The organism is Pseudonocardia sp. ICBG1142 (genome assembly GCF_020496255.1).
Classification (GTDB): domain Bacteria; phylum Actinomycetota; class Actinomycetes; order Mycobacteriales; family Pseudonocardiaceae; genus Pseudonocardia.
The window spans coordinates 1099807-1123333 of the sequence record NZ_JAHLJC010000031.1; the positions used below are offsets into that span (position 1 = coordinate 1099807).

The window sequence follows — 23527 nt, forward strand, 5'->3', positions numbered from 1 at the left end:
GATGTCGCTCCCGACGGTAGCCGTCATCAGTTTCGGGGACCACGGTTAACGATTCCTGGTCCGGGTGCGACATCAGGTTCGTCCGTATGACGCAGCCCGAGCCCCAGGAGCACCGATGCCCGCCACCGCCGCCACCCACCGTCCCGCGGCCCCGGTGCTCGACCGGACCGTGCTGCCGGGCTGGGCGCTGCTGCTGATCACCACCGGGCTCGCCGCCGCGGTCGTCGTGATCATGGTGCTGTCCTACAGCGGGCTGGCCTGACCCATACTCGGGGGTGATGTCCCCACTCCCCGACCTGCCGGTCCGCGCCGTCCTCGACGACCTGCGCGCGGCGCTGGACGACCGCGGCGGCGCCGTGCTCGTCGCCCCGCCCGGCACCGGCAAGACCACCCTCGTGCCGCTCGCGCTGGCCGGGCTCGACGGGTTCGCCCCGGGGCCGGAGGGCACGGTGCTGGTGGCCGAGCCGCGCCGGGTCGCCGCCCGCGCCGCCGCGGCCCGGATGTCGTCGCTGCTGGGGACCGAGGTCGGCGGGCCGGTCGGCTACCGCGTCCGCGGCGACGCCCGCACCGGGCCCGGCACCCGGGTCGAGGTCGTCACCTCCGGGCTGCTGCTGCGCCGCCTCGCCGGGGACCCGGAGCTGGCCGGGGTGTCCACCGTCGTCCTCGACGAGGTGCACGAACGCCACCTCGACGCGGACCTGCTGCTCACCCTGCTGCTCGACGCCCGCGACGGGCTCCGTCCCGATCTGCGGCTGCTGGCCACCTCCGCGACCCTCGACGCGGCCCGCCCGGCCGTACTGCTGGGCGACGACGACCGGCCCGCGCCGGTGCTGGAGGTCGCCGCTCGCAGCCACGACGTCGCGGTCACCCACGTCCCGCCCGCCCGGGCCGGCCGCGGCGGGACCGAGCGGATCGAGAACACCGTGGCCCGGACGTGTGTACGGGCACTCGAGCACGGCAGCGTGCTGGCGTTCCTGCCGGGCGTCGCGGAGATCGGGCGGACCGCGTCGGCGCTGCGCGAGCTCGGACCCGACGCCGACGTCCTCGCGCTGCACGGCAGGCTGCCCGCCGCCGAGCAGGACGCGGCGCTGCGCGACGGGCCACGGCGGCGGATCGTGCTCGCCACCGCCGTCGCCGAGTCCAGCCTGACCGTGCCCGGGGTGCGGGCCGTCGTCGACTCCGGGCTGGTCCGGGTCCCGCACACCGACCACCGGCGCGGGTTGTCCGGCCTCGTGACCCGCCGGGTCTCGCGCGCGGTCGCGACCCAGCGCGCGGGCCGCGCCGGGCGGGAGGCACCCGGCTTCGCCTACCGCTGCTGGCCCGGGGGCGAAGTGCTCGCCGACGCCCCGGACCCCGAGATCCGCACCGCCGACCTCACCGCGCTCGCGCTGGACCTCGCCGTCTGGGGCACCCCCGACGGCAGCGGTCTGCGCTGGTGGGACGCCCCGCCGCCCGGTCCGCTGGCCGCCGGACGCGGGGTGCTGACCGCGCTCGGCGCGATCGGCCCCGACGGCGCGGTCACCGACCGGGGACGGCGGATCTCCGCACTGGGCCTGCACCCGCGCCTCGCCAGGGCGCTGCTCGACGGCGTCGCCGCCGGAGGGGACCCGCGGGAGGTCGCCGGGATCGTCGCGGTCCTCGACGACGACACCCTCGCCGGCCCCGCCGACGACCTGACCGCCGCGCTGGCCCGGCTGCGCTCCGGCGACGCCCCCGGCGCCGGGCGGTGGCGCGGGGACCGGGACCGCCTGACCGGCGCGCTGCGCCGCGCCCGCGCTGCTACACCCGCGGCCACCTCGTCCCCCGCGGCCGCCGCCCCGCCGGGCACCGGGTCGCCGGGCACCGGGTCGCCGGGCACCGGGTCGCCGAGTACCGGGGCCCGCTCCGGCGCTGCCGCCGGGACACCGGCGCGGGCCCGGGGACGGACCGATCGCGCCGAGGGGGCTGCGGGCGCCGAGCTCGTCGCGTTGGTCACCGGGCTCGCCCACCCGGAACGGCTCGCCCGGCGCCGCGACACCGCGGCCGGGGTGTTCCTGATGGCCGGCGGCACCGCCGTCGAGGTCCCACCCGGTCCCCTGCGCGACGCCGAGTGGCTCGCCGTCGCCGTCGCCGACCGGCGCCCCGGGCAGACCCACGGCCGGGTACGCCTCGCCGCGGCGACCGATGCCGCGACCGCGCTGCGGGCCGCCGCGCCGCTGCGGGTCACCGGCTCGGAGGTCGTCTGGAGCGACGGCGACGTCCGTGCCCGCACCGTCGACCGGCTCGGCGCGATCGTGCTGTCGGAGAAGCCCGACCGCTCCCCCGACCCGGGTGCCGTCCGCGACGCGCTCGTCGCCGGGCTGCGCGCCGAGGGCACCGGGCTGCTGCGCTGGACGGCGGGCGCGGTGTCGCTGCGCGAGCGGCTGGGCTTCCTGCACCGGGTGCTGGGCGCACCGTGGCCGGACGTGTCCGAGGAGGCGCTCCTCGACTCCGCCGCCGATCCCGCCGGGTGGCTGGCGGGTCCGCTCGCCACCGCCCGGCGACGCTCGGACCTGGCACGGGTCGACGCCGGGCCCGCGCTGCGCCGGTACGTCGCCGCGGCCGTGGGCGGGCTCGCCGGGCGGATCGACGAGCTGGCCCCGGAGCGGCTCACCGTCCCCACCGGGTCCCGGATCGCGCTGGACTACTCCGGGGCGGCCCCTGCGCTGCCGGTGAAGGTGCAGGAGGTGTTCGGGTGGACCGGCTCCCCCGCCGTCGCCGACGGGCGGGTGCCGGTGGTGCTGCATTTGCTCTCCCCCGCCGGGCGCCCGACCGCGGTCACCGCGGACCTGGACTCGTTCTGGGACAACGCCTACCCGCAGGTCCGGGCCGAGCTCCGCGGGCGCTACCCGAAGCACGCCTGGCCGGAGGACCCGCGCACCGCGACACCGGGACGGGGCACCGGACGCCGCAGGTGAGCGCGGCGCCCGGTCCCGGCCGTCCCTGCCCCGGGCGGCCCTGCCCCGGGCGGCCCTGCCGTCGAGATGCAGCTCAGCGGGAGTTGTCGATCTCCGCAGCCCGCTGAGCTGCATCTCGACGAGCGCGGGGCGACGGACCGCGACGGCGCGGCGGGTCCGGACCGCACTCGGCGGGGCGCGGAGCGCGGACGGGGGGCGCGGACGGGGGGCGCGGACGGGGGGCGCGGAGCGCGGACGGCCGGGCCGATCAGCGGACCTGGTCGGCGAACACCACGACGTTGTCGAGGTAGCTGCGGGCCGACCGGTCGAACACCCCGCCGCAGGTGATCAGCCGCAGGCCCGCGTGGTCCAGGTCGCCGTAGACCTCGGCGGTCGGGAACTCCGCCTTGGGGAAGCGCCCGACCCGGCGCACCGCGAACACCACCGACGTCCCGTCGGCGCGGTCGACGCGGATCTCGTCGCCGGGCTCCAGGGTGTCCAGGTCGGCGAAGGCTCCGGGGAGCCCCTTCCAGTCGACGTGCGCGGTGAGCACGGCGGGCCCGACCTCACCGGGGGTCGGCGCGCCGGTGTACCAGCCGACGGTGCCCGCGTCCGCGGGGACCTCCATCGACCGGTCCGCGGTCAGCCCCATCGGCCGGGGCTCGGTGTCGAGCCCGAGCCGGTCGACCCGGAGCCGGACCGGCTCCGAGCGCACCAGCGGCGCGGGCCCCGGCGGCAGCAACGCGCCCGGTGCTGACCCCGGAGCGGTCACCGGGACCGACGCGACGGCCGTCGCCCCGGGCTCGGGTGCGCCCGCGGGGTCGGCGAGCAGCAGCGTGGCGGCGAGGACACCGAGCGGCGCCAGCACCCGTGTCACGCGGCGCAGCGCACCGGCCCGGCGCCGCCGGTCCGGGCTCCCGCGCCGCGCCGTCCCGGCCCGGTCACCGGCCACCGGCCCATGTCCAGACCAGTCCGCGGCCACCGGCCCATGTCCGGACCGGTCCGCGGCCGCCGGCCCACGTCCGGGCCGGTCCCCGGCCGCCGATCCGCGTCCGGACCGGTCCCCGGCCACCGATCCGCCTCCGGACCGGTCCGCGGCCGTTCCGCCTCCGGACCGGTCCGCGGCCGTTCCGCGTCCGGACCGGTCCCCGGCCACGGCGCCGTGCCCGGCCCGCGCACCGGACGGTGCGGCGGGGCCGGGCACCGGGAGGGCGGGGCCGGGCACGTGCCGGGATCAGCCGCGGCGACCGACGGCGACGCGGCGCACCGCGACCGCGCCGATACCACCGGCGGCGACGGCACCGAGCGCCAGCGGCAGCACGTCGGCCGGGCCGCCACCGGCCTCGACGCCACCGACCGGCGTCGCGGCGACCTGGGTGGAGTCGTCGGACGCGGCCGTGGCGGTGGACGCGACGCCGTAGTCGTAGTCCTCGCAGGCCACGCCGTTGTCGTTCGCGTCGAGGTTCTCGGGGGCGCCCGGGGTCAGGGCCGCCTGGGCGTCGGCCTGGCTCGCGAAGTCCTTGCAGTTTCGGTCCTGGGCGAAGGCCGTGCCGGCGAGCGGGAGGGCGGCCACGGTCGCGAGGAGCGCGGCGGCGGACAGGGAACGGAGGCGCATCGGGGGTGTCCTTCCGGGGGACGTGGGGGGAGCCACGCAGGTAGCAGCGATCCGGACGTGTCGGTCGTTACACCCGAACGGGAATGAACCCGAACGGGCTTGAACCTGCTCCGCCGGGCGGCGGAAGGTGGTCCGGTGATTGCTCTCCCCACCCCCGACGACGTCGGTGCCGCCGCGGCGATCCTGCGCGGGCACGCCCACCACACCCCCGTCCTGACCTCCCGGCTCACCGACGCCGAGCTCGGCGCGCAGCTGTTCGTGAAGGCGGAGAACCTGCAGCGCACCGGGAGCTTCAAGTTCCGCGGGGCGTTCCACACGCTGTCCCGGCTGACGGCGGCCGAGCGGCGAGCCGGGGTGGTCGCGTTCTCCTCGGGCAACCACGCCCAGGCCGTCGCGCTGGCCGCGCAGCTGCTGGAGGTGCCCGCGACCATCGTGATGCCGCACGACGCCCCCGCCACGAAGCTCGCCGCCACCCGCGGCTACGGCGCCGAGGTGATCGGCTACGACCGCTGGACCGAGGACCGCGACGCCATCGCGACCGCGCTGTCCGAGGAGCGCGGACTCACCCTCGTCCCGCCCTACGACCACCCGCACGTCATCGCCGGCCAGGGAACCGCGGCGCTCGAGCTGCTGACCGACCACGGTCCGCTCGACGCGCTGTTCGTCTGCCTCGGCGGGGGCGGGCTGCTGTCCGGGTCGCTGCTCGCGGCCCAGGCGCTGTCCCCCGACGCCCGGGTGTACGGCGTCGAGCCCGAGGCCGGCGACGACGGCCTGCAGTCCCTGCGCGCCGGGCACGTCGTGCGCATCCCGCAGCCCCGCACCCTCGCCGACGGCGCCGCCACCACCCACCTCGGCGACCACACGTTCCCGGTGATCTCGCGGCTCGTCACCGACATCGTGACGGTGCCCGACGCCGCACTGGTCGAGTCGATGGCGCTGTTCGCGTCGCGCTACAAGGTACTCGTCGAGCCGACCGGGGCTCTGGCCTTCGCGGGGGTCCGGGCCGCCGTCGCCGCGGACCCGCAGCGGTGGGCGGGGGCGCGGATCGGCGTCACGATCTCCGGCGGCAACGTCGACCTGGACCGCTTCGCCGCCCTCGTCACCGGCTGAGCCACCGGCCGGGCGCACCCACCGCGGCGCACCCACCGGGGCGCACTGACCGAGGCGACCCCCGTCCGGACGGTCCGGGCGGGGGCCGCTCGGGCGGGGGCCGCTCGGGCGGAGCCCGCTCAGCGCCGGTCGTGCTGCAGCGCGTCCTCGGCGATCACGGCCTCGGTCGGCAGCCCGGGCACCTCCCGGACCGCGGCCTCGGCGTCGGCCCGCTCGTGCGACGGGCCGGGCTGCTCGGCCTCGGCGTCGGCGGCGTCGAGATCACGGCGGATCGTCGCCAGCAGAACCACGCCCACCAGCACGACGACCGCGGCGATCAGGAACGGCACCGAGGCACCGACGGCCGCGGCCATCAGACCCGCGGCGAACGGGGCGAGGCCGCCACCGATGAACCGGACGAACCCGTAGGTGGCCGACGCGGTCGGGCGGGGCACCGGGGAGATCGACATGACCGCCGTCGTGACCAGGGTGTTGTTGACACCGACCACGATGCCGGACAGGACCACCGCGACGATCACCACGGCGGGCACGGTGTCGAACAGCCCGATCGCCGCGAGCAGGACCGCGATGCCGACGAGCGCGCCGTAGAGGGTGCGCGCTGTGCCGAAGCGGTCCTTCAGCCAGGGCGCACCGAAGACCGCGAAGACCGCGACGAGCAGGCCCCAGCCGAAGAACACCGCGCCGAGCGAGATCGGGTCGAGCCCGCCCATCAGGAACGGTGCGTAGCCGAGCAGGGTGAAGAAGCCCCAGTTGTAGAGCAGCCCGACCCCGCTGGTCGTGGCGAGCGCGCGGTGGCGCAGCGCGGTCAGCGGCTCGGAGAACGTCGCCTTGCGGGTCGGGACCGGCGGCGGCTCCAGCAGCACGACGGTCGCGACGAGCGCGATCAGCATCAGCACCGAGACACCGAAGAACGGGCCCCGCCAGGACACGGTGCCGAGCAGCCCGCCGAGCAACGGACCCGTGGCGATGCCGACGCCGAGCGCGGTCTCGTAGAGCACGATCGCGCCGGCGAATCCGCCCGAGGCCGAGCCGACGATCACCGCGAGCGAGGTCGCGATGAACAGCGCGTTGCCCAGGCCCCAGCCGGCGCGGAAGCCGACGATGCCCCCGATCCCCGACGACGCCCCGGCCAGCGCGGCGAACACCACGATCAGCGCCAGGCCGGTGATCAGGGTCTTCTTCGCACCGATCCGGGACGACACCCAGCCGGGCACCAGCATCGCGATCGCCGTGACGACGAGGTAGCTGGTGAACAGCAGCTCGACCTCGGCGTGCGAGGCGTTCAGCTGCCCGGACAGCGACGGCAGGATCGGGTCGACCAGCCCGATCCCCATGAACGAGATGACACAGGCGAAGGCCACCGCCCAGACGGCCTTGGGCTGACGGAACGGGCTGGGGGCGTGCTCCGCACCGGATGTTCGGGACATGTCATCGCCTTTCCCCGGGAACGGACCCCGGAGAGATCATGGACGTTTCGGACCTGTTGAACATTGCATCACGCAACCCATCTCATGAGCAATGCAAACGACCGTGACCGTGCCCATGTCCCGCTACGGTCGGGGTCCCGACGTCGAGGAGGCCCCGTGCCGCACATCGCCGCCGAGGCCGACCGCCTCGCCCGGCAGGCCGCATTCCTGGGCGCGCTCGCCGCGATCGGCGCCCTGCTGCTGGCCGTGCTCGGCTGGGCCGGTGGGGCGGTCGCGATGTGGATGGGCGTCGCGGCCCGCCGGCGCGGGGCAGGGCGCACCGCCGTCGTCGCGATCACCCTCGGCGCGCTCGGCCTGGTCGCCGGCCTCGGGAACGCCCTGCTGGGCGCCTACCTGTTCCGCTGACCGGTCCGCAGGACCGGCTTGCCGGGGGCACGGTCCGGTGACTCCAGGTGCTCGTGCGCGGCGGCGACGGCCGCGACGCCGTCGTCGAGGTCGAAGACCCGCTCGACCAGCGGGACGAGCGTGCCCGCGGCCAGCCCGGCGCGGGCGAACGCCTCGGCGCGGGCCAGCGTCGCCGCGTCACCGGTGACCTCGCGGACGTGGAAGCGGCGCAGCCAGACCGGCGCGTACCCGGCCGCGGGCAGCGGTGTCGGCTCCCCGGACAGCCCGCCGTGCACGATCACCGCACCGCCCGGCACGCAGGCCCGCACCAGCCGCGCGACGCCGGGGCCGCCCTCGGCGTCGAGGACCAGGGCGGCGCCTCCGCCCAGCGCCGCCCGCAGGTCGTCGGGGCCGGGCGTGCCTGTCAGCACCTCCGCGGCACCGGCGGCGCGCAGGACGTCGGCGTGCCGGTCGTCGGCCACGACGGCGACGGCGTGCACCCCGAGGTGCCGCGCGACCTGCAGCGCCGCGGCCCCGACGCTGTTCGCCGCGGCCGTGACGACGAGCCGGTCGCCCTCCCGCAGCCGGGTGGCGTGGCGGGTCATGCCCCACACGGTCAGCAGCGGCATCCACAGGGCGGCGGCGCCGTCGTCGTCGAGACCGGGTGGGCGGGCCAGCAGCGACCGGACCGGCACGACGGCCTCGTCGGCGTAGACCGGGTGCTCGTTCTGCGACGACGCCGGGATCACGCAGACCTCGTCGCCGGGGGCCCAGCCGGTCACCCCCGGGCCGGTGTCGAGCACGGTGCCCGAGCACTCGCTCCCCAGTCCCGCGGGGAGCACCGGGACGTCGAGGTAGGTGCCGCGGCGGAAGTTCACCTCGGAGCGGTTGAGCCCGACCACGTGCACCCGGATCCGCACCTCCCCCGGGCCCGGGTCGCGCAGCGGCAGGTGCTCGATCCGCAGCACCTCCGGGCCGCCCGTGGCGTGGAAGCGGACGGTGCGCACGAGCCGGGACGTCACAGCGGTCCAGGTTAGGGCCGGGCGGAGGCGTGCGGCACGATGACGACCGTTGCGCGGAGGAAGGGACGGCGATGCGACGAGGCGCCGAGGTCGGGCTGGAACGGCTGACCTTTTTCAGCGACGGGGTGTTCGCCATCGCGATCACGCTGCTGGTGCTGCCGCTGACCGATGCGGAGATCGAACCGGGACCGGTCGGGCCGCAGCTGCTGGAACTGCTCCCGCGAATGCTGACGTTCCTGCTGAGCTTCGCGGTGATCGGGCGCTACTGGACGATCCACCACCGGCTCTTCGCCCGGTTCGACCGCGCCGACGCCCGGCTGATGACGCTCAACCTCGGCTACCTGTTCGGCATCGCGTTCCTGCCGTTCCCGACGTCGCTGCTCGGCGGGCACAGCGCCAGCACCGCGGCCGTCATGCTCTACGCCGCGAACCTGATCCTCATCGGCGCGTTCTCCACCGCGATGTGGGCCTACGGCTACTACCGCGGGCGGCTGACCTCCCCGGACGTGACCCCGCAGGAGGCCCGCAGCACGCTGCTCAACGGGCTGGCGCCGGTGGTGTCGTTCCTGCCGTCGCTGCTGATCGCCCCGTTCGACCCGGGCACGGCGATGCTGTCCTGGCTGCTGACCATCCCGATCTCGGCCGGCGCCGAACGGCTCGGACGACAGGGAACCGGGACCCCGCAGGAGGCGTGAGGCCGCTCAGAGCTCGTTGCTGATCTCGACCAGGTTCCCGTCGGGGTCCCGCAGGTAGACGCTGAGCAGCGGGCCCCGTGCCCCGGTCCGCTCGACCGGTCCCTCCTCGACGGCGACGCCGGCCTCGGCCAGCTCACACCGGACCTGCTCGATCGGGTCGAGGGTGATCAGGCACAGGTCGGCGCTGCCCGGGGTGGGCCGGTCGGCCTTCGGCTCGAACTCGTGCCCCGCCCGGTGCAGGTTGATCTTGCTGGGGCCGAAGGCGAGTGCGCGGCGCCCACCGCCGAACTCGACGGCCTCCATGCCGAGCACGCGGGTGTAGAAGGCGACGGTGGCGTCGACGTCGGCGACGGTCAGCACGAGGTGGTCGAGGTGGTCGATGCGCATGCTCACGATGTTGGCAGCCGGGCCGCACGCACGCGGGACCTCCTGTGGGTGACCTCCGCCGCACCGGACCGTCACCGAAGGCCGGACGTCGACACCCACACGGACCAATCCGGCGGGTCGCTACCGGCGAACGGGCGTTCGTGAATCACCCTTGTAGCTGGCCGTGCAGCCGAGTGGAGAGGGACGAGGACGCACGTGGACGACGAGCTGACGACCGGCGGGGAGACCCCGTCCGCGGGCACCGCAGACACCGCGGACCCCACGGGGGCCGCGGGGGCCGCGACGCCCGAGCCGCCGAAGCGGAGGCGGGGGCGGCCACCGGGCTCGACGGCCCGCACCACCCGGGTCGTGACCATGACCCTGACCGTCAGCGGTTCCGCCGACGGCGACTGGCAGGCGGAGCTGAAGCAGGGCAGCACCTGGGTGGCGCGGGGGCTGCCGGTGACCGCGTCGGCGGTGTCCGCGGCCGCCGCGGCGCTGCACGCCGACCTGTCCGGTCCGGTCGACGAGCTCATCGAGGGGGCCCGGTCGGCGAAGGCCGCGCGGGTCGCGGAGCTGGAGGCGGAGCTGGAGCGGGCCCGCAAGGACCTGGCCGCGCTGGAGCAGTGACCGCGACGGGGTGAGGGCGGCCGGGGTAGGCAGCCGCCGGGTTCACCCGCGGGGCCGCAGCTCCGCCCGGCCGCTGATGCCCAGCCGGCGGTAGGCGCTGGTCAGCCGCTTCTCCACGGCGCGGCGGCTGAGGCCGAGGCGCGCGGCGATCTGCTGGTTCCCGTCGCCTGCCGCGGCGAGCTCGACGACGCGCAGCTCGGCGGCGGTGAGCCGGTCAGCCCCTGCGACGCCGGACCCGGCCGTGCCCGCCGGATCCGCGGTCCGTGCGCGGGTGGACGCGGCCGGATCCGGGCGGGTCTGCTCGGCGGGGAGCACCGGCGGGGGCGGCACCGGAGCGACGGGCGAGAGCCCCGTACCCGGTCGGTCGTGCCCGGCGGAATCGTCGGTGCCGGTCCCGAGGACCCGGTCGCGGAGCCGTCGTGCCCGCTGCACGGGCCCGGGAGCGCCCCAGGCCAGCGCCCGGTCCAGCTCCTCGTCCAGCAGGCGGAGAGCCGCGGCCCGGTCGCCGCGACCGGCGAGCAGCTCCGCGGCCCAGCCGCGCCACGGGAACAGAGCGGGGTTGCACCATCCGAGATGGTCCAGGTGCCGTCCGGCGTCCCACACGCATTCCAGGGCGAGCGCGGGGGTGTCCTCGGCGAGCGCGGCCGTGGCCCGGACGAGTCGGCGCCGGATGTGGGCGGCGAGTCCGGCCCGGTCCGGGTCCCGGTCGTCGAGCCGGGCCCCGGCGGACGCGGCGGTGCAGGCCAGGGCGATGGTGAACGCGACCGGCCGGCCGTCCGGGTACGGACGTGCGGCGGCCGGCTGCTCGGACGGCACACCGCAGGCGAGTCGTACCAGCTCGGCCTCGGCCCGGTCGCGGGGATCGGCACCGGGGCGCTCGGCGAGCCAGACGGTCAGTGCTGCTGCCCGACCGGCCGCGACCAGTGCGGTGATCAGCAGCCCGCGGTGTCCGTCCCCCGCGGCCACTCCGGCCGGGGACCGCAGCTCCTGTGGTGAGGCGACCTTCAGGACCCGGGAGGCGACGTGGGCGACCGCCGCGGCGGACCCGGTACCGGCCACCGCCGCACCGTGCAGCACCACCGCGAGCAGCTCCCGGCCGGCGGCGGTGCTCAGGAGCGGATCGGCGGAGGCGAGAGCCTCGTCCAGCATGCCCGCGACGGCGTCGGTCCCACCGGGTTCGTCCTCGTCGAGGCGCAGCGAGCGGGTCAGGATGCGCAGCCGCAGCTCACGGGCGTCGTCGTCGTCGAGTGCCTGCGCGTCGTGCGCCGCGGGCAACCCGGGCGGGGACGCGGCAGCGAGGTCCCGCACGGCGGCACGCAGCGGCTCGGGGGCGTCACGCAGCAGCGCCGGGTCGAGCACGGCGAGGGCGCGTGCCCGGTCGCGCGGGGAGTCGAGCAACCGTACCGCCTGGCCCACGTGACGGACCGCGGTCGACGACTCCTCGGTGTACTCGGCGGCGGCGAGCTCGACGAGCAGCGCACCCCGGTCCCGGCCGGTCGAGTCGTCGTCGAGCAGGGCACGGCGGAGGTAGCGGACCGCGCGCGACGAGCCCGGGTCGAGGGTGGCCGCCCTGCGGGCGGCGGCCCGCAGGATCTCGATCCCCCACCGCTGCAGGGGCGCGGCGACGGCGAGCAGGTGGGCGGCGATCTCCTCCGAGCCGTGGCCCAGCTCCAGACGGAGCCGGGCGGCGCGCAGGTGCAGGTCCTCCCACCCGTCCGGGTCGGCGGCGACCTCCCCGAGCAGCGGGTGCAGGACCCGCGGCGGATCCCCCACCAGCAGCCCGTCCCCCACGAGCCGGGCGACGGCGGCAGCCCGGTCCACCGGGTCGAGCCCGGACAGCCGGTCGGACGGCGAGCCCGGTCCGGCACCGTCGAGGACCGCGACGGTCTGCAGGTACGTCCGGGCCGGGTCGGGGAGCAGACGAGCCGCCCGACGCAGCCGCTCGCGCAGTGCGGAGGGCCGGGCGGCACGGACCGCCACGACGGCGTCGTCGTCCGGGCGGAGGCCCCGGACCTCGTCGAGCACGGCGTGCAGGACAGACGGGACCCCGTGGCAGACGTCGCCGACCGCGTCGAGGAAGGCCGAGGTGGCGCCGGGGCCACACCGCTCGCGCACCAGGGCGGTCGTCGCCGGCACGTCCAGCGGGTGCAGGTGGACCGATCCGCAGACGGCGAGGAGAGCACGCAGCAGGGCCCCGTCGTCAGCAGGACCACCGGTCGTGGCCTGCCCGGCCAGTACCGTCCCGACGAGGGCGATCGGCTGCCCGGCGGACCGGTCCGCGAGCCGGGTCAACCAGCGCAGCGACGCCGGATCCGACCACTGCAGGTCGTCGACCAGCACGGCCAGCGGCACCCGGCCGGCCAGCGCCTCGACGAACCGCCACAGCGTCCGGTCGCGGGCCCCGGCTCCGTACTCCACGGCCGGGTCGCGGCCCGGGAGCAGCCCGGTCGGTGGCGCGGCGAGGTGCCAGCCCCGGGCGCCGAGCAACAGCGGGTCGACGAGCTGGTGGGTCACCCCGTGGTCGAAACCGGTCTCGGCCGGTGCCGCCGTGGCACGCAGCACCTGCATCCCCCGGGCGGCCGCCGCTGCGGCGGCGTCGTCGAGCACGGTGGTGCGGCCGGAGCCGACACCGCCCCGGACCACGACGGCGCCGCCTCGGCCCTGCACCGCGCCGGCCAGGAGTCGCTCGACCGCGGCGTCCACGGCGTCACGCATCGGAACGGGGAGTGCCGGCGGGGTGGGGCACGGGAGCTCGGTCGGTGTGTCGGCAGGCGGCGGCGACCGGGGCGGGCGTCCCCCAGCGGCGTGCCAGCCGCAGCTCATCGGCCAGGAGCCGGTCGGCGCCGTCGTGGTCGCCGCGCGCCGCCAGGACCCGGGCCGCGCCGGAGCGCCACGGTGCCAGGACCGGATTGACCCGGCCCCGGTCGAGCAGCAGCCGGCCACAGGCGAGGTACTCGGCCAGTGCACCGGGCGGGTCACCGCAGCGGTGCCGGGCGAGCCCGGCGGCGTACCGCAGCAACGCGGACCCGGGCCGGTCGATGTCGGGCTCGGCCGGTCGGGCCAGCACGGCCAGGGCGGTGTCCGGGCTGTCGTCGGCGAGGTTCAGCAGGACGGCGGCCGCCGCGACGAGGGGGGCCCCGTCCGCTTCGGGTGACGACCAGGCGCTGTCGAGGTCGCGCCGAGCGGCGTCGCGCCGGCCCGCGGACAGCTGCATCAGGCTCGACACGGCCCAGACCGCGGCGGGGACCCGGCCGCGGCGGGTCAGGCCGAGCAGCAGGTGCCCGGTCGCGTCGAGGGCCTCCGACCGGTGCCCGGCCGCGGCGAGGGTGGCCGCCGCCAGGACACGCGGGGTCACCGCGACGGCGTCCCCGCCGGTCGCGGCGAGCGCCGCACGGGCGAGCGCGACGGCACGGTCCCGCGCCTGGGCGCGCAGCGTGAGGCTCCACGCGGCCACCCCGTCCGGGACCGCCGTCGCCCCGGACGCCGGGGCCTCCTCGCCGAGCGCGGGCGTGAGGTCGTAGCCGAGCTCGTCGGCCATCCGGGCCGGCACGAGGACGGCGGGCCGGTTGCCCCCGGGGGCCGCCGACCGGCGGACGGCGGCGACCACGTTGCGCACCGCCCGCACCTCACCGCGGCACAGCAGCGTGTCGACCACGACCGGGTCGAGGTCCACGGGCCCACCGGGAAGGACCGGCACGACCGCGCAACGGGCCAGCAGCCGCGCGGCCGTCGCGGGATCGGTGCGCTCGCGGGCGCGGACGAGCTCCTGGAGCAAGTCCGCGCGGGTCCGGGGTGGGACCGGTTCGCCCAGGGCTCGTTCGACGAGCCCGGCCGCCTCCGCCGCACGCCCGGCGGCCCGCCGCCGCCGCGCGACCGCCAGCAGCAGCTCGCCCAGCGGGGGGTGCTGCAGTGTCGGCGCGGAGCGGGCGATGCGGGCGACGGCGTCGTCGGGCAGGCCGCAGCGTATGGCGAGCTCGATCGCCTCGAGGAACAGCGCGCGCCGCTCCGGTGCGCCGATCCGTGCGAGGACCTCCTCGACGACGACCCGGCCGTCCGGCACCAGCCGGGCACCGGTGACCAGGCCGGTGGCGCGCAGCCGGTCCCGGACCCGGCCGGCGGTGCCCGGTCCCGGCCCGCCGAGGCGGGCCGAGACCGGTTCGAGCTCACCCCCGCAGACGGCGAGCGCCAGCAGCGGGGCCGACAGGTCGGCGGGTAGCCTGTCGAGCACCGAGCCGACCTGCTCCCGGCGGGCATCGACGGCCGCGCGGCACAGCGCCTCGGCGGTCGCGGCTCCGCTGCCGAGCCTGGCCAGCGCGGCGTCCAGCACCGCGGGGTTGCCGCCGGTGGCGCGCCGGGCCAGCACGGTGGTGCGCCGGTCGGGGGCGACGCCGGCCGCGACCAGGACCGCGCGGACGCCGCCCAGGGTGAGCGGCGCGGTGCGCACCAGCAGGTCGCCGGGGCCGGCGGGAGGCACGTCCCATCCGGACGGGTCCTGTGCCCCGTCGAGCACGACGAGTCCGGCGATCGGGGCGGAGTGCCTGCGCCGCAGCAGCATCTGCAGCCACACCCGGCTCCGGGGGTCCGCCCGCAGGAGGTCGTCCACCACGACGAGCACCGGGCGCGACGCCGCGGCGGCGAGCACGACCCGGCACCGGTCGTGCAGGACCGCGTCGCTCGGGTGGGCAGCTGCGGACCCGGCCGGCCCGGCGCCCGGCAGGTCGGCGACGAGGTCGGCCACGAGATCGGCGACGAGGTCGGCCGCAGCCCCCGGCTCCCGGCCCGCCGCGGGCGGCAGCGCACGGGCGCGCAGCACCCGCACCCCGCGGTCCACGGCCCGTTCTGCGGTGCGCCGCGCCAGCAGCGAACGGCCGGTGCCGGGGAGGCCGGTCACGACGCAGAGGGGAGCCTCGCCCCGGGCGGCACGTTCGACGAAGCCGTCCAGCGCGGCCAGCGCCGCGGAGCGCTCGACCGGTTCCGTCATCCGGTGGCGCTTCCCGACACCGGTGCGATGCCCTCGCCCGCGGTGGCCGCACAGACCAGGGCGGTGAGCGCGGAGCGGTCCGCGACGCCGAGCTTGCGGTAGGCGCCCGTGAGGTGCACCTCGACCGTGCGCAGGGTCACGAACAGGGCCTCGGCGATCTCCCGGTTGCGCAGGCCCTGGGCGGCGAGGCGGACCACACGGTGCTCGGCGGCCGTCAGCGAGTCGAGCGGGGATCCGCGGGGGCGGCGCATCCGCCCACCGGCGGCGACGAGCAGGTCGCGGGCGGTCCCGGCCTCGTGGACCGCGCCGCAGCGCGCAGCGAGCTGGGCGGCGGTGCGCAGCTGGCTCCGGGCGGCCCGTACCCGGCCCTGGCGCAGCAGCTCCGTCCCGAGGCGGCGACGGGCACGAGCCTGATCGAGCCGGGCGGGGCTGCGTTCCAGGGCGTCCACGGCCTCGGCCAGCAGCGGGTGGGCGCGAGCAGGGTCCGCCGCGGCGGCCGCGAGCAGGGCGAGGCCCGCCCCACGCGGGGTGCCCCAGCGGTCCGCGAGCTCCGCGCCGTGCTCGGCGGCAGCGGCGGCCTCCCGATGCCGGCCCAGGTCACCCAGCAGCATCGCGGCCTCCGCCCACCACGGCGCGAACACCGGGTTGGCGATGCCCGCCTCGGCCAGGCTGCGGCCGCAGCGCTCGTAGGTCCGCAGCGCCCCCTCGGTGTCGCCGGCGACGGCGCGCGCCCCGGCCCGGACCATCAGCAGGTCGTGGTACTCCCACGCGAAGTCCTCGGTGCGCGGGCGGGAGATGCCGTCGAGCAGCTCCTCCGCACCGGCCGGGTCGCCCCGGTGGACCCGGACGCTCGCCAGCGCGATCGTGGGGACGACGGCGTTGTCCGACCAGGTCTCCCGGCTGGTGATCTCCAGTGCGGCCAGCGCGTCGAGCTCGGCCTCCAGCAGGTCGCCGGTCGCGAGCCGGTTCGTCGACCGGGTCCCGGTCACCAGGGCGTAGGTCCACGCCGACGCGCGGTCGCGGGCAGCCACCACGAGCCGGTCGAGCACGGCGTCGGACTCCGCCGTCTCGTCGCCGAGGCGCAGGACCAGCGACGACGCCAGCGCCGCCCAGCCACCCAGCCCGCCGTCGTCGCCGAGCAGGACCCGGCGGGCCCCGTCGACGGCGGCGACGGCCGGACCGCCCTGCATCGCCGTGGCGACGGTCATCATGGCCAGCTTCTGGCGTTCGGCAGGCGTGCGGCCCTCCGGGACCGACATGGCGCGCATCCGCGCCATGGTCGGGGCGACCGTCCGCTTCTCGTCGAGCCCCACCACGAGCAGCGCGGCCTCGAGGTGCGTGCGGAGCTCGGCCGCGGCCGGCGTGGTGTCACCGTCGAGCTCGGTGAGGACCCGTTCCAGGAGCTCCACGCCCTCGGGGGCACGCTGAACGGCCAGGGCGGTCATCGCGAAGGCGGCCGCCGCCCGTGCCCGTCCGGCCATGTCGTGCGCGACGTCCAGTGCGTGCTGCAGGTGGTCCAGCGCGCGGTCCGGGTCGCGCTGGCCGATCGTGGCGGCCAGCCGCAGCCGGACCTCGACGTCGTCGGGCCGGGCCCGGACCACCAGGTCGAGGAGGCGGGCCTCGGTGCCGGGTGCGCCGCGCCGGGCGGCGGAGTCGGCGGCCTCGGCGAACACGTCGACCATCCACGGCTCGGGCGGCGCCGGGAGCGGTTCGAGGATGCCGGCGACGAGCTCGGCGGGGCTCCCGGCGTCCGAGAGCACCCGTCCGGCGCGCCGACGCAGCGTGTCGAGCTCCCCCGGGCCCGCGCAGCGACGCAGGACCGCGCCCCGGAGCCGGTCGTGCCGGAACGCCGCCCGCCCCGGCAGGGTCAGCCCGCACGCGGCCAGCGCCGCGAGCGACTCCCGGACCGTGGCGGTCGGGACCCGGGCGACGGCGGCGAGGAGATCCTCCCCGGCCTCGCCGACGACGGCGAGCGCGACCGCCGTGGGCGCCGCGCCACCGAGCCGGACCTGGTGCTCCACCAGGTCGTCCACGACCTCCTCGGAGGCCTCGGTGGGGAGCACGATCTCGCCGCCGCCGTCCGGGACGAGCTGCTCGACGAGCAGCGGGTTGCCGCCGGAGACCCGGACCAGGGTGTCCAGGCGGGACTCCTCGGGCGGCGCACCGGCGCGCAGGGCGGCCAGCCGTCGGACGTCGTCGCGGTCCAGCGGGGCCAGCGTGCGCACCGCGTCGCCGGCCGCCGCGGCGATCCCGGCCAGCCGCTCGCCCGGACCACCGCCGGGGCCGGGCCGCGCGGCCAGGACCACTCCCAGCGGCAGCCCGGACAGACGCCGGAGCAGGAAGCCCAGGAACGCGAGCGACTCGTCGTCGGACCACTGCAGGTCGTCGACGACCAGGAGCAGCGGACCGTCGCCGGTCAGGTCGACGGTCAGCCAGTACAGGGCGTGCAGGGCCCCGTGCAGCTCGGGAACCGCCCCGACCGCACTGCCGCCGTCCGTGCGGTCGGTCCCGGGGTCGGCGAGAGCGGCCCGCGCCCAACGTGCCCCGCCGGGAAGGGTGGCCGCCCTGGCGGCGGCGTCGGGGCCGAGCAGTTCCCGGACCAGGCCGAACCCGGACTCGGCGCGGCCACGCGTCGCCGCGGCGCACAGTACCCGCACCGGGCCGGAGGTCGCCTCGCACAGCTCGGTGAGCAGTGCGGTCTTGCCCAGACCCGGGGCGCCGAGCAGCAGCCGGGCCGCCCCGGAACCGTCGGCCGCGGCGGCGGAGGCGCCGCGGAGCCAGGACGCCTCACGGTCACGGCCGACCAGCGGCGTGGGACCGGGGCGTTCCCTCATCCAGGTGCTCCTGTCTCGCTCAGCGTGACCTCGGGAATGGTAATCGATCTCCGTCACGGCGGCCGTCGAGCGCGGTCGTCGGCTGCGGGGTCGGCCGTCACGGTGCCCGGGGCGGGCGCGCGGGGGTCACCGCGCCGCCGAGGGCCTCCCCCAGCTCGTGCCGCCCGCAGATGCCGAGCTTGCGGTAGGCCCGGGTGAGGTGGAGCTCCACGGTCCGTCGGGTCAGGTGCAGCGCGCCCGCGATCTCGGGGTTCGTCATCCCCGAGGCGGCCAGCCGGGCGATCTCGCGCTCGGCGGCGGTGAGACCTCCGTTCCGGCGACCCGTGCCCACGCGATGCTCCTCGCCGGCCGGGAGCAGCGCGTGGGCACGGTCGGCCTGCAGCCGGGCGCCACGTGCCTCGGCGAGCGCCAGTGCCTCGGTGGCGAGACGGGTCGCGTCGGGGTCGCCCGCCCCGAGGCGCTCGGCGAGATCGAGACCGCACCGGATCCACTCCAGGGTTCGTGGCGAGCCGGCCAGCTCGTCGTGGGCCCGCCGGAGCAGTGTCGTGCCGGCCCGGCCGGGGGTCACCAGTCCGGACGTACGCAGTGCGGACCCCAGCGCACCGGAGGCCCGCCAGCGGCGGGCCAGACCCAGCTGCTCGCGGGCCAGCTCGGCGGCGCGCGTGGTGTCGCCCGCGCCGAGGGCGAGCAGCGACAGCCGCTCCCGCCAGTCCAGCGGTGCCGGGTTGAGCGCCCCGGCCGCACGCATCCGCCGCTCGACGTCGTCGAGAAGCCGCAGCGCCTCCTCCGGCCGGCCCGACGCCTCGGCCGCCGCGGCCCGCGCGGTGAGGACCCAGCTGTGCCGCCACGACCAGCGGTCCGGCTCGTCGGGGCCGGGACGCAGCCGTCGGACGGCCTCCTGCGGGCGGCCGGCCTCGATCAGCGCGATGCCCACGACGTACCGGACGGGGCCGACGACGTGGTCCATGTCGTCACCGCGGTCCTCCAGCGCCTGCAACCCGTCGGCCAGGGCGTCGAGCACGTGGCCGGAGCGCAGGCGTTCCAGAGCACGCTCCGCGCGGAGCAGCGCCCGCACGACGGCCCGGTCCCGGCGCCGGGTGCTCCTCAGGACGCGCTCGTCCTCGGCGTGCCGGGACGCATCGCCACCGGTCCGCTCCACCACGCCCAGCGCGGCGACCCGCAGGGGACGCAGGAAGGACTCGTCGGTCTCGCCGAGCGCGGCGGCGAGCCGCCGCTCCGTGGTGGCGGCGGTCGCGCGCAGAGCCCACGCGGAGCAGAGCGCGTGGGCTCCCCGGACCGCCCGGGCGCCCGGGCCGGATGCGGTGCGGGCGCGCTCCGTGCCCGCCGACCAGGAGTGGATGCGGCCGATGTTGCGCAGGTCCCCCGCCGCGACGTGCGCTTCCAGGGCCGCCAGCCGCATCCGCAGGTCGGACGGTGGGTCGGCGGCGGGCAACCCGTCCCGGGCCGCGTCGATCCGGCGGAGCAGGGCACCGGTGCCGGCGCCGGCCAGCAGGGGGACGAGACGCAGCGTGGTCCGTGCTCGCTCGACCGGGTCCGCCAGCACCGCCAGCGCGGCGTCCAGGTGGGACAGCGCACGGCGGGGGTCGGCGCTGCGCTCGGCGACGGCGAGGTCGGTGAGCAGGGCGGCGCGGTCGCTCACGGGGACCGGCCCGGCCAGCGCGTGCCCGAGATGCAGCGCCGCCCGGCCCGGCTGTCCGCCGGCGAGCAGCGCCGTCCCGGACGTCCGGAGGACCGCGACCGCCGCGGCGTCGGACGGCGGTCCCGCACCGAGCAGCTGGTCGGCGACGGTCTCCGGGGCGGCACCGCCGGCGTCGAGGATCCGCGCGGCCCGCGCGCGGGTGGACCGCAGGGTCGCGGGGTCGGTGGTAGCGAGGACGACGGCGGCGGCCTGCGGGAGCAGGAACCGGACGCCGTCGGCCTCCAGGACCCCGAACGCGGCCGACCGGGCCGATGCCGCCTCCCGGGCGATGTCGTCCAGCTCGGCCAGCGCCGCGACGGTGTCCCGGCCGGCCCCGGTCCCGAGCACGGCGACGGCGCGCACCAGCGCGGTCGCCTCGGGGCCGAGGCGCCGCAGCACGGCAGGCAGCCGGGCGGCGGTGACCCGCTCGGCCGCCGCGCGCACGAGAGCGGGCTGCGCGGCGCTGCCGGTCCGGTCCGCGCCGTCGGCGGCGAGCTCGGCGCCCAGCGCGGCCAGCCATCCGGGCAGTCCCGCGGTCGCCGCGCGTGCGGCCTCGACCGCGTCGACCGGCCAGTCCGCGGCGTCCAGCACCGTCCGCGTCGACGCCGACCGCAGTGGCAGCAGCGGCAGCAACCGGGCACCGGCAGCGGTCAGGAGCGCGTCGATCGCCGGCCGCGCCGCCGGGGGCGCCGGGCCGAGGCAGGCCGCCACGTCGTCGGCGGTCACCGCCCCGGGCGTGCTGCGGCCCGAGCCCGTGCCGCGCAGCGCGGCGACGATCAGGACCGGCGCCGGGCCCGCCGACCCCCGTGCCAGTCCGGCCGCACGCAGGCCGACCTCCGCAGCGGCGTCGTCGAGGTCGTCGACGAGGACGACGAGCGGTCCGCCGGGGAGGGGGCCGGGCCCGCCGAGACGCCGTACGGGCAGCCCGCGGGCCGCCGCGAGCCCGGCGGTCACCTCGAGCAGCGTCGTGCGCCCGGACCCGGCCGGCCCGGCGACGACCACCGTCCGTGGATGCCCGGCGGCGACGGCGTCGACCGCGGTCCGGACCGCGGTGAGCTCGGCGTCACGATCCAGCAGTCGTCCGGGGTCCGGACCGTCAGCGGTGGAGATCGGACCCCTCCTCCCACATCCGGCCCAGTGCCGGCCGACCGGCCACACCGAGCTTGCGGTAGATCCGCGTGAGGTGCTTCTCGACGCCCCGGACGCTGGTCCCGAGCGCCGTGGCGATCTCGGGATTCGTACGCCCGCCCGCGGCCAGCTCCGCCGTCCGGTACTCCCTCGGGGTGAGACCGTGCCGGCGGTCCGCCGGTCGTCCGGCCAGCCGTGACGGACCACAGGCGTCCTCGGGGGGCACCGGCACCGGCCCGGCCGTCCGGCGGCGCAACGCCAGGGCGGCCCGTCGGCCCTCCGCGCGGTCCGAGCTCTGCCGAAGCACCTCGACGGCCTCCCGCAGCAACGCGACGGCGGCGGTGCCGGACTCCAGCTCCCCGGCCGTCCTCAGGGCACGGCCCAGCCGGGCAGGTGCCCCCCACGCCCTGGCGAGCGCGAGCTCACGTGCGCTGAGCTCACGCGCGCCCCCGACGTCACCGACCCTGCGCCGGAGCTCGATCGCCCAGCTCCGCCACGGCTGGGGCGCGTCGACCCAGCCGATCCGGTCGAACTCGCGTCCGGCCTCCAGACTCAGGCGCAGTGCGTCCGCCGGGAGACCGTCGGCCACCGCGACCTGGGCCCGCAGCATGGCCGTCCCGGCGACGACGTCGTCGGGCACCTCGGGCAGCGCATCGGTGTCCGCGACGACCCGACGGGCCAGGTCCGGGTCGTGCACCGCGGTGAACAGCGGGACGAGCAAGGTCGCGGCAAGTGCGGTCCCGGGGGCACGGGCGACGAGCTCCCGGTAGGCCGTCCGGCTCAGTTCCCCGCCCTCGTCCGGCCGGTTGCCGCACACCAGCACCGCGGCGTACTCGGCCTGCAGCACGGCGGCGGTGACCGGGGCGATGCCCGGGGTCGCCGACGCGGTCGTGAGTACGGCCGGGAGCCCGGAGGTGGCCTCGGACATGCACAGGCAGGGGATCACGGCGGCGGTCGGGGTGTGCACGTGCGCGCTCGCGGTGGGGTCGGCGTCGAGGATCCGCCGGGCGAGCTCGGCGACCTGCGCCGCCGGGAGTGCCCCGGCCACCGCGGCGGAGTGGACCAGGACCGCCGTCCGCTCCCGTTCACCGGCCGTGCCGAGGGGCGGCTCCCCGCCGCGGGTGAGCTCGCGCAGACGCGCGACGTTGCGGGCCACCCCGGCCGCCCCGAGACCGTCGAGCTGGTGGACCCGGGCCTGCAGTCGCAGCCCGAGGTCGCGCAGGTCGTCGTCGGGGTCCTCGACCCCTGCGACCTCGGCCGCGGTGCGGCGCAGCAGGGCGACCGACGGAGCGGGGTCGAGATGCAGTCCCAGCGCACCGGCGTCGCACAGCGCCGCGGCGCGCTCGCGCAGTCCCTGCAGCAACGGGACCGCCTGAACCGCACGGAGCCGGGCCCGTCCGGGGTGCAGGCCGCGCTCCACGACGGCGAGCCGCGCGAGCACCTCCGCCCGGCGCGCGGCGGTCGGATGGGCGAGGAGCGCGCGCTGCAGGTGCCGGGCCGCGATGTCCGGCGCGTCCTGCCGGAGCGACCGCTCGGCCGCGTCGCACAGGACCGCGACCATGTCGTCGGGCAGGGTTCCCGCGACGTCGTGCAGCACGTCGGCGGCCGCCGACGGCTCGCCCGACTCGGCGAGCAGCGCGGCCGCGTCGAGACGCAGGCGGCGGCGCTCCTGCGGATCCAGGACCGCCAGGGCCGCGGGGCCGACCAGCGGGTGCCGCAGCCGCGGGGCGGCGCCGTCGACCAGCAGTCCGGCGGCCACCGCGTCACGACGGGCTGCGGCGAGGTCCGCCCCGGCCGCGGGGACCAGCGCGGCGCACCGTTGCGGGGTGGCGTGCTCCCCCAGGACCGCCACCGTCGCGAGCAGCTCCCCGACGTCCCGGGAGGACCGGCGCAGCGCATCGTCGAGCCGCAGCCGCAGACGGGGCGAACCGGCTCGTCGCACCTGCGCGGGGTCGGGCGGGTCCGGGAGGTCCAGCAGCCCGGCCAGCAGCAGCGGGTTCCCCCCGGTGACCTCCCGGACCGCGGCGAGCACACCGTCGCCGACCTCCCGGCCCCAGCGGGCGCGCACGACCGCGTCCACCCGGACGGGTTCCAGTGGCTCGAGGACGTGCACCACCTCTGCCCGTGCCGCCAGTGGGTCGGGCAGGCCCGACGCACCGTTCCCGAGGACCCCGAGGAGCACGACGACCGGAAGCCGTGCGCCGGGGTCGACGAGATCGGCCAACCAGCCCGCCGACAGGTCGTCGCAGTGCTCGGCGTCGTCGACGACGAGCACTCCCGGCCGGCCGGTCAGCAGGTCGGCGAGCTCCGCCTCCGGTCGCCCGGTCGGGCCCGCGACACCGGTTCCCGCGCCCCGGGGACCGAGCAGGCTCCGCACGACCGCGCCGGGGACCTCCCGGTCGACGGGGTGGCACCGCGTGGTCAGGGTGACCGCCCCACGCCCACCGGCACGCACGGTGCAGTCCCCCAACGCGGCGGTCCGCCCGCTCCCGACCGGGCCGGCGACCACCAGCAGGCTGCCGCGGCCGTCGTCGGTGCGGGGGCCGAGGAGCCGGTCGACCGCGGTGTCGAACAGGGCGAGCAACGCGCGGTCGGCGGGGGTGAAGACCGCGCCGGGCCCGGACCCGAGGTCGGTCATCGCGTCTCCCCCGTTCGTCGGCCGTGCCGACGCCCAGCCTCCTCCATCCCGTCGTCCTCGGCACGCGGCCGACGGGCACCCGC

The 23527-nt window shown here is 77.7% G+C and carries 16 protein-coding genes; 6 read left to right on the top strand and 10 right to left on the bottom strand.

Features of this window, described 5'->3' with window-relative positions:
* Nucleotides 1-115: 115 nt before the first annotated feature.
* Nucleotides 116-262 carry a hypothetical protein gene (locus tag KPL59_RS29345; RefSeq protein WP_020622758.1) on the top strand — a complete coding sequence of 49 codons (147 nt, stop codon included), beginning with the start codon at nucleotides 116-118 and terminating at the stop codon, nucleotides 260-262.
* Between the two features lie 16 nt (nucleotides 263-278).
* Entirely contained in the window at nucleotides 279-2936 is a 2658-nt protein-coding gene (locus KPL59_RS29350; protein ID WP_226362699.1) for an ATP-dependent RNA helicase, read from the top strand.
* A gap of 247 nt (nucleotides 2937-3183) precedes the next feature.
* Here KPL59_RS29350 and KPL59_RS37230 read toward each other — a convergent pair whose 3' ends face one another.
* Both KPL59_RS37230 and KPL59_RS29360 read right to left on the bottom strand, forming a co-directional pair.
* The gene (locus KPL59_RS37230) at nucleotides 3184-4140 is read right to left on the bottom strand and encodes a class F sortase (protein WP_226362700.1); all 957 of its coding nucleotides are present in this window, start codon (nucleotides 4138-4140) and stop codon (nucleotides 3184-3186) included.
* A gap of 9 nt (nucleotides 4141-4149) precedes the next feature.
* A complete protein-coding gene (locus KPL59_RS29360) occupies nucleotides 4150-4530 on the bottom strand; it encodes an excalibur calcium-binding domain-containing protein (protein ID WP_226362701.1) in 381 nt (126 codons plus the stop codon).
* Between the two features lie 135 nt (nucleotides 4531-4665).
* On the opposite strand from KPL59_RS29360, the gene KPL59_RS29365 reads away from it, so the two are divergent.
* Nucleotides 4666-5640: a threo-3-hydroxy-L-aspartate ammonia-lyase gene (locus KPL59_RS29365; RefSeq protein WP_226358996.1), complete on the top strand. Its 975-nt coding sequence runs from the start codon at nucleotides 4666-4668 to the stop codon at nucleotides 5638-5640.
* A gap of 119 nt (nucleotides 5641-5759) precedes the next feature.
* On the opposite strand, the gene KPL59_RS29370 is transcribed toward KPL59_RS29365, so the two are convergent.
* Nucleotides 5760-7067, bottom strand: a complete 1308-nt coding sequence (locus tag KPL59_RS29370) for an MFS transporter (RefSeq protein ID WP_226362702.1) — start codon at nucleotides 7065-7067, stop codon at nucleotides 5760-5762.
* Between the two features lie 156 nt (nucleotides 7068-7223).
* Here KPL59_RS29370 and KPL59_RS29375 point away from each other — a divergent pair, with 156 nt between their 5' ends.
* On the top strand, nucleotides 7224-7472 hold the full coding sequence (locus KPL59_RS29375) for a hypothetical protein (RefSeq protein WP_226362703.1): 249 nt from the start codon (nucleotides 7224-7226) through the stop codon (nucleotides 7470-7472).
* On the opposite strand, the gene KPL59_RS29380 is transcribed toward KPL59_RS29375, so the two are convergent.
* Nucleotides 7457-8473, bottom strand: a complete 1017-nt coding sequence (locus KPL59_RS29380; RefSeq protein ID WP_226362704.1) for an alcohol dehydrogenase catalytic domain-containing protein — start codon at nucleotides 8471-8473, stop codon at nucleotides 7457-7459. The two genes, KPL59_RS29375 and KPL59_RS29380, sit on opposite strands and share 16 nt — an antisense overlap.
* Before the next feature lie 71 nt (nucleotides 8474-8544).
* Between KPL59_RS29380 and KPL59_RS29385 the strand changes: the two genes are divergently transcribed.
* Entirely contained in the window at nucleotides 8545-9168 is a 624-nt protein-coding gene (locus KPL59_RS29385; RefSeq protein ID WP_226362705.1) for a TMEM175 family protein, read from the top strand.
* A 6-nt stretch (nucleotides 9169-9174) separates the two neighbouring features.
* Here the strand turns inward: KPL59_RS29385 and KPL59_RS29390 are convergent, their stop codons facing one another.
* Nucleotides 9175-9555 carry a VOC family protein gene (locus KPL59_RS29390; RefSeq protein ID WP_226359002.1) on the bottom strand — a complete coding sequence of 127 codons (381 nt, stop codon included), beginning with the start codon at nucleotides 9553-9555 and terminating at the stop codon, nucleotides 9175-9177.
* Between the two features lie 195 nt (nucleotides 9556-9750).
* Here KPL59_RS29390 and KPL59_RS29395 point away from each other — a divergent pair, with 195 nt between their 5' ends.
* A complete protein-coding gene (locus tag KPL59_RS29395; RefSeq protein ID WP_226359003.1) occupies nucleotides 9751-10164 on the top strand; it encodes a DUF6319 family protein in 414 nt (137 codons plus the stop codon).
* A 42-nt stretch (nucleotides 10165-10206) separates the two neighbouring features.
* Here the strand turns inward: KPL59_RS29395 and KPL59_RS29400 are convergent, their stop codons facing one another.
* The 5 genes from KPL59_RS29400 to KPL59_RS29420 all read right to left on the bottom strand — a co-directional run bounded on the left by KPL59_RS29400 (nucleotide 10207) and on the right by KPL59_RS29420 (nucleotide 23444).
* The gene (locus KPL59_RS29400) at nucleotides 10207-12879 is read right to left on the bottom strand and encodes an AAA family ATPase (protein WP_255677804.1); all 2673 of its coding nucleotides are present in this window, start codon (nucleotides 12877-12879) and stop codon (nucleotides 10207-10209) included.
* Nucleotides 12872-15145, bottom strand: a complete 2274-nt coding sequence (locus KPL59_RS29405; RefSeq protein WP_226362707.1) for an ATP-binding protein — start codon at nucleotides 15143-15145, stop codon at nucleotides 12872-12874. The genes KPL59_RS29400 and KPL59_RS29405 overlap by 8 nt, the downstream gene beginning before the upstream one ends.
* Nucleotides 15142-17979 carry an AAA family ATPase gene (locus tag KPL59_RS29410; RefSeq protein WP_226359006.1) on the bottom strand — a complete coding sequence of 946 codons (2838 nt, stop codon included), beginning with the start codon at nucleotides 17977-17979 and terminating at the stop codon, nucleotides 15142-15144. The genes KPL59_RS29405 and KPL59_RS29410 overlap by 4 nt, the downstream gene beginning before the upstream one ends.
* A gap of 97 nt (nucleotides 17980-18076) precedes the next feature.
* Nucleotides 18077-20836 (bottom strand): LuxR family transcriptional regulator, encoded by a 2760-nt coding sequence (locus KPL59_RS37235; RefSeq protein WP_226362708.1) that lies wholly within the window; start codon nucleotides 20834-20836, stop codon nucleotides 18077-18079.
* Nucleotides 20775-23444 carry a helix-turn-helix transcriptional regulator gene (locus KPL59_RS29420; RefSeq protein ID WP_226362709.1) on the bottom strand — a complete coding sequence of 890 codons (2670 nt, stop codon included), beginning with the start codon at nucleotides 23442-23444 and terminating at the stop codon, nucleotides 20775-20777. The genes KPL59_RS37235 and KPL59_RS29420 overlap by 62 nt, the downstream gene beginning before the upstream one ends.
* Nucleotides 23445-23527 lie beyond the last annotated feature (83 nt).